Source organism: Caulobacter sp. B11 (genome assembly GCF_002737765.1).
In the GTDB taxonomy this organism is placed as follows: Bacteria; Pseudomonadota; Alphaproteobacteria; order Caulobacterales; family Caulobacteraceae; genus Caulobacter.
Genome location: NZ_PEGG01000222.1, coordinates 1 through 4485, shown reverse-complemented (window position 1 = coordinate 4485; position 4485 = coordinate 1). Strand labels below are relative to the sequence as shown.

The 4485-nt window shown below is 61.8% G+C and carries 7 protein-coding genes; 5 read left to right on the top strand and 2 right to left on the bottom strand.

Translation table 11 applies throughout. From position 1 onward, the window contains the following. Nucleotides 1-162: 162 nt before the first annotated feature. Nucleotides 163-639, bottom strand: coding sequence for a GAF domain-containing protein (locus CSW58_RS09615; RefSeq protein WP_201721631.1), 477 nt, complete (start codon nucleotides 637-639; stop codon nucleotides 163-165). Nucleotides 640-757: 118 nt separating this feature from the next. Then, nucleotides 758-1213, bottom strand: a complete 456-nt coding sequence (locus CSW58_RS09610) for a two-component system response regulator (RefSeq protein WP_099447133.1) — start codon at nucleotides 1211-1213, stop codon at nucleotides 758-760. 447 nt (nucleotides 1214-1660) lie between these two features. On the opposite strand from CSW58_RS09610, the gene CSW58_RS09605 reads away from it, so the two are divergent. The 5 genes from CSW58_RS09605 to CSW58_RS09585 all read left to right on the top strand — a co-directional run. Next, nucleotides 1661-2065: a response regulator gene (locus CSW58_RS09605; protein WP_099447132.1), complete on the top strand. Its 405-nt coding sequence runs from the start codon at nucleotides 1661-1663 to the stop codon at nucleotides 2063-2065. Nucleotides 2066-2704: 639 nt separating this feature from the next. Further along, on the top strand, nucleotides 2705-2914 hold the full coding sequence (locus CSW58_RS09600) for a cold-shock protein (protein ID WP_099447131.1): 210 nt from the start codon (nucleotides 2705-2707) through the stop codon (nucleotides 2912-2914). Between the two features lie 54 nt (nucleotides 2915-2968). Beyond that, nucleotides 2969-3127 (top strand): hypothetical protein, encoded by a 159-nt coding sequence (locus tag CSW58_RS14380; protein ID WP_099447130.1) that lies wholly within the window; start codon nucleotides 2969-2971, stop codon nucleotides 3125-3127. A gap of 17 nt (nucleotides 3128-3144) precedes the next feature. Next, the gene (locus tag CSW58_RS09590) at nucleotides 3145-3405 is read left to right on the top strand and encodes a hypothetical protein (RefSeq protein WP_099447129.1); all 261 of its coding nucleotides are present in this window, start codon (nucleotides 3145-3147) and stop codon (nucleotides 3403-3405) included. A 141-nt stretch (nucleotides 3406-3546) separates the two neighbouring features. Continuing rightward, nucleotides 3547-4485: winged helix-turn-helix domain-containing protein (locus tag CSW58_RS09585; RefSeq protein ID WP_099447128.1), on the top strand; the 939-nt coding region annotated here is incomplete at its 3' end.

Sequence of the window (4485 nt, the reverse complement as noted above, 5' to 3'; positions counted from 1 at the left end):
TTCACGACATCGCGGTCTTCGGGATGATAGAATTGCAGCGCATCGCCCAGATTGGGATCAAACGTGTCTCGGCTAACGCCGTGAATAACGTAAACCACGTCAGACCACTCGACCTTGCCGCTGGCTATGTCGAGGCGCCAGTGACCCACGCCCGACATGGTTTCAGCCATGAGCAGTAGGGTTCGCTTTTTCGGCCACTCTCCGCACCGACTGCCCCAAGACGAGCTCATCGACCACGACTTGCGCGAGCTGACGGAGACGCCGCTGCTCGCGTTCGGACGGCGTCGGACGGGATTTTGTGTCGATAACGCAGAGCGTTCCGAGGTTGAAGCCATCGGCGGTCGTGAGCGTGGCGCCCATATAGAACCGGATGTCAGGCGCTTGGGTCACTAGCGCATTGGTCGCAAAACGCGGATCCAAGGTCGCGTCCTCGACGATCATTACCGCGTCAGGACCCATCTCGATCGCATGCGCGCAGAAGGCCAGCGAGCGATCGGTTGAGCAGGCCTCAAGGCCGACGCGCGACTTGAACCATTGTCGGTGCTCGTCGACCAAGGAAACCAGGGCGATCGGCGCGTCGAAAAGGTCGCTCGCGAGCGCGGTGATGCGGTCGAACCGCGCTTCGGGCGGAGTGTCCATCACGCCTAATGCCCACAAAGCCTCTAGGCGCGCTGTCTCGTCCAATGCCATGCCTCCCCCTCAAGCGCGACGCTTGGCATAAGGACGTGCGCATAGGGTTAATGTTGCTCTGCTGGAATTAGCCGCCGTGAGGGTGGGACAGCCCGACGCGATCAGTTCCCCTCGCCCGCCTCAGTCGCGTCAGGTCGTCAAGCCAAACGACATCCGAGCTCGCCAGCAAATCCGCGACAACCCCGGCAAATCCGACGGCTGAAATCGGCTTGCAGAGATAGCCACGGGCGCCCAGGTCGCGGGCCTTGACTATGGGTTCGAGCGCATTGTCGGCGGTGAGCATCACGATCGGAACTTTTGACCAACTGACCCGGTCCTTCAGGGTCTTGAGCACCGACATGCCGGGCAGGTCCGGGAGCCCGAGGTCGAGCAATACGAGATCCGGCGGGGCCCGAAAGACCATATCCAAGCCGCCTTGGCCGCTCAGGGCCCCAACCAGATGATAGGCGGGCGGCGAAAGAACCTGCGCCAGGATCTCAAGCATCAGCGGATCATCGTCGATGGCAAAGATCGTCCTGGGCAAACTTCAGCCTCGCGCTAGGCGTTTGGTCGTTGGAATAGCTCTCTGTGATTATACTTAACGCCAAGGCCGTCAGCGGTCACTGCGTCATTGCGCCTCTAGCGCCTGGATCGACCGTGCGGCAGGCTCCGCGAGGGCATTTGCCGATAAATGTGGTACGGTCATTGGAGCAATAAGCGCCCTAAGCGTTAGCTTTTGCGGCCTTTTCGCCCGCCTCAGATGATTCCATCAGATCGGAAAGGCCTCTAGGACGGCGCGAGAACGTTTCCAGGCCTCCAATACAGCTCGACGACAAAGACGGAGCGTCAGCTGCTGAGGTCTTCGCGATGGACCCGTCTTGCGACAATTTGACCCCTGATATGGCTAATAGACTAGGTTAAATTACCTATAGCCGTCGAGCAGGATCGCCTGATAACGATTCATGATATTTGTAGCCAAGGCCCCCGAGCTATGCGCGCCTTATATATCGACGACGAAAAGATACTGCTCGAGTTGGTTTCCATCAGTTTTGACATGGATGTGGAATCCACTGTTCGAGTGACATCCGATGTGAATGAAGCCATTCGCCTCATTCGCGACGAAGAATTTGATGTCATTCTCCTCGACGCGGTAATACCGGGCGTCTGTGTGGAGGATCTCGTCGCGCAGATAAAGGCGACCAGCAGTAACCCTCCGCCGATCATCTACATCACTGGCCTGGCGCTCGAACGCCAACAAGCTAGCCTAATGGAAACCGGCGCGGTCGGCGTCATTACCAAGCCCTTCGATCCTTTCCGCCTCCCCCAACGCGTAAGCCAGTTGATCGAGGCCACGCTGGCGAGCGATGACGCACAAGATGCAGCGCAGGCCGCCTGAAGACCGCCTCTCGTACGCGGCCTGTGAAATAGAGGCTCCATCAACCCAAAACTGTCTAAGGCTGCCCGCCAACAATTCTTCGGTTGGACTGGAGCGACAACGAGCCCAGCCAGAAAAGCGCTGGAAATGCCGACATCCCCAAGGTCGACGATGGGCTAGGTCTTCCCGTTCCGACCAGCCGGGCCTGGCTCAACGGTCGACGGCGGTTGATCTCCTTCTCAAGGAGGCCCAGCAAGACTTCGCGCTGGCCGGCCTCACCCGTCGCTTAACCGGCTGGGCGTCGGCAAGACCCAGCTGCACAACAAGACCGTGGTCCATAGCCGCCCCGGATCGTCGCGACGATCCCGCCGGCGCGGGGTTTGGGGGGGCGCCAACTCGGCTGGGCAAACCAGGCTCCGGACCGCCCGTTGCTGGTCAATCTCCGAGCGGCTCGCCCCATCAGGGATTTCCTATTTTGCAATTTGCTGGCGCCCCTCCTGATTTTGTGAAATACGTCTCGCGTCGAATATCGAATTGGTTCGGTTGCTCTCCACGCTTGGTCTTCGGATCGAGTTACCGAGTCTTCCCTGATCCTTCCCGAAAATTTGGTCGTGCGGCCCGTGGGGTGGCATGAATTCTTGAACTTGAAAGGCCACCCCAATGGCTACCGGTACTGTTAAGTGGTTCAACGGAACCAAGGGCTTCGGCTTCATCCAACCTGACGACGGCGGCGCCGACGTTTTCGTGCACATCTCGGCCGTTGAACGCGCCGGCATGCGTGGCCTGGATGAAGGTCAAAAGCTGAACTACGAACTGGAACGCGATCAGCGCAGCGGCAAGATGTCCGCTGGCCAGCTGACGGCGGCCTAAGGAACAGCGCCGGCCGGGAAACCGGCCGGCCTCGACCCCTACCGGAGACTAAAGTTGGCGAGACCTCCCAACTATGCTCACGATCGTCTCGATCGCGAGCGCGCCAAGGCCGCCAAGGCCGCCGAAAAGGCCGACATCAAGCGCCGTGCGCGTGAACAGGCCCAGGCTGAAGCTGAAGCCGCCGGCGCGCCTGCAAAGCCGCAGGACGACTAAATCCCCAAGGATTTGAGATGCAGACCGCGGCCCGATTCAACCACGAAACCGTCCTTCTGGACGGCGAAGACTTCGTCGATTGCGCCTTCCAGACCTGCAAGATGGTCTATGCTGGCGGCGATTTGCCGACCTTCAATGACTGCCGCTTTGACGACTGTGACTGGAAATTCGATGACGCCGCCGCGCGCACCCTGGCCCAGCTGAAGCAGGTCTGGAATGCTGGCGGTAAGTCCTCGGTCCAGGCGATGATCAAGGAAATTACCGGCGTCGCGCGCTAGGTTTCCGCAGCGTCACGGCTGACGCCAACACCTTTTAAGTCATTTCAGAACGACACCCAGCGCCCAGGACCTGTCCTGACCGGCGCGATTCGTCGTCGGCCCCGACTTGCCTCGGGCTCGGCGCGAGGGTCTGCTGGCGACATGACCAAGACCCTCTCGCGCGCCGAGGCCCGCCGAATCGCCCTGGCCGCCCAGGGGTTCGGCGTCGCCCGCCCTGCAAGTCCGACACGACAGCATCTGCTGGCGGCGATCGAGCGCCTGGGCATGCTCCAGATCGATTCGGTCAATGTGGTCTCAAGGTCGCACTACCTGCCGCTGTTCTCGCGACTGGGTCCCTACCCGCGCGATCTGCTGGAAGACCTGGCCTGGGGCCCGGCGCCGGCCCTGTTCGAATATTGGGGCCACGAGGCCTCGTTGATGCCCTTGGCCCTGCACACCCTGCTCCGTTGGCGGATGGCCGACGCCCGCGACGGGCTCGGCGTCTGGAAGAATGTCGCCGCCTATTTGCGTGGACACCCTGAGTTCATCGACAGAACGCTCGGTGAGTTTCAGCGGCGCGGGCCGCTGGCGGCCTCTGACCTGGATCTTGGCGCCAAGGGACAGGGCGGCTGGTGGGGTTGGAGCGAGGCCAAGCGGGCCGTCGAGTGCCTGTTCTGGGTCGGCGACCTGACGACGGTCACCCGTCGCGGCGGCTTTGAACGGGTCTATGGTCTATCTGAGCAGGTCCTGCCGCCATCGATTGGCGCGGCGGCGACGCCGGACCGCGCTGACGCTCAGGCGACGCTCCTCGCCCTCGCCGCCAAGGCCCTGGGCATCGCCACAGAGCGGGACCTGAGGGACTATTTCCGTCTGGGCCTGAGCGACACGCGTCGCGCCCTGGCCAGCCTGCTTGACGCAGGGGTGCTTGAGGCGGTGCAGGTCGAGGGCTGGGGCCAGCCGGCCTATCTGACCGTCGGGGCCCGGCGTCCCCGCGCCGTCAAGGGCGCGGCCCTGCTGTCGCCGTTCGATAATCTGATCTTCTTCCGAGAGCGGGCGCAGCGGCTGTTCGACATCCGTATTCGGCTGGAAATCTACACCCCC